We start from the raw sequence: 1,505 nt of genomic DNA on the forward strand, positions 1-1,505 counted from the left end.
GGGCGCAGCCAACGCGGTAGATTTTTTATTTGAATTCACTATACAATAACGCCATTCATATTATTCAGCCCGAAAGATTCAAAATGTTAGACATCCAACTGCTCCGTAGCCAAACCGCCGCCGTGGCCGAACGCCTGGCGCAGCGCGGCTACGATTTTGACACCGCCCGCTTCAATGCCTTGGAAGAACAGCGCAAAGCCGTCCAAGTCAAAACCGAAGAGCTGCAGGCCGCACGCAACAGCATTTCCAAGCAAATCGGCGTGCTCAAAGGCCAGGGCAAACATGACGAAGCACAGGAAGCCATGAACCAAGTCGCGCAAATCAAAGCGGATTTGGAGCAGGCCGCCGCCGATTTGGATGCCGTGCAAAAAGAGCTGGATGCTTGGCTGCTGACCATTCCCAATCTGCCGCACGAAAGCGTGCCGCAAGGCAAGGATGAAACCGAAAACGTAGAAGTACGCAAAGTCGGCACCCCGCGTGAATTTGATTTTGAAATCAAAGACCATGTTGATTTGGGCGAACCGCTGGGCTTGGATTTCGAAGGCGGCGCGAAACTTTCCGGCGCGCGCTTTACCGTCATGAAAGGCCAAATTGCCCGCCTGCACCGCGCATTGGCGCAGTTTATGCTCGATACGCATACGCTGCAACACGGTTATACCGAACACTACACACCTTACATTGTGGATGATTTAACCCTGCAGGGTACGGGTCAGCTGCCGAAGTTTGCCGAAGATTTGTTCCATGTGACCCGTGGCGGTGATGAAAGCAAGAAAACCCAATATTTGATTCCGACGGCGGAAGTCACGCTGACCAACACCGTAGCCGACAGCATCGTTGCCGAAGCCGATTTGCCGCTGAAAATGACCGCCCATTCGCCGTGTTTCCGCTCCGAAGCGGGTGCATACGGCAAAGACGTGCGCGGCCTGATCCGCCAACACCAGTTTGACAAAGTGGAAATGGTGCAGATTACGCATCCTGAGCAGTCTTATGAAGCTTTGGAAGAGATGGTCGGCCACGCAGAGAATATCCTGAAAGCATTGGAACTGCCCTACCGCGTGATTACCCTGTGTACGGGCGATATGGGTTTTGGCGCGACCAAAACCTACGATTTGGAAGTGTGGGTGCCCGCGCAAAACACTTACCGCGAAATCTCCAGCTGCTCCAACTGCGAAGACTTCCAAGCGCGCCGCATGAAAGCGCGTTTCAAAGACGAAAACGGCAAAAACCGTTTGGTACACACGCTCAACGGCTCCGGCCTGGCCGTCGGCCGCACGCTGGTCGCGGTGTTGGAAAACCACCAAAATGCCGACGGCAGCATCAACATCCCTGCCGCGCTGCAACCTTATATGGACGGCGTAACCAAGCTGGAAATCCGATAAGCCGCCGCTTTCCGCGCCACACAGGCCGTCTGAAAATGCCCTGCCGGGGCGGTTTTCAGACGGCTTTTGATTTGCCAAACGCCTTGCCGCTAAATACGCTGGCCTAAGCCCACCAACTCTTGTATA

Annotated in this window: 1 protein-coding gene; it reads left to right on the plus strand. The window is 54.5% G+C overall.

The features are described from left to right. Nucleotides 1-83 precede the first annotated feature (83 nt). A complete protein-coding gene (serS, locus tag BDE01S_RS10495) occupies nucleotides 84-1,379 on the plus strand; it encodes a serine--tRNA ligase (RefSeq protein ID WP_066081307.1) in 1,296 nt (431 codons plus the stop codon). Nucleotides 1,380-1,505 lie beyond the last annotated feature (126 nt).

It is taken from the genome of Bergeriella denitrificans NBRC 102155 (assembly GCF_001592185.1).
Lineage (GTDB): Bacteria > Pseudomonadota > Gammaproteobacteria > Burkholderiales > Neisseriaceae > Neisseria > Neisseria denitrificans.

Excerpts from the sequence above, each read along its gene's own strand:
- serS (WP_066081307.1), top strand. The coding sequence starts at position 84 with ATGTTAGACATCCAACTGCTCCGTAGCCAAACCGCCGCCGTGGCCGAA.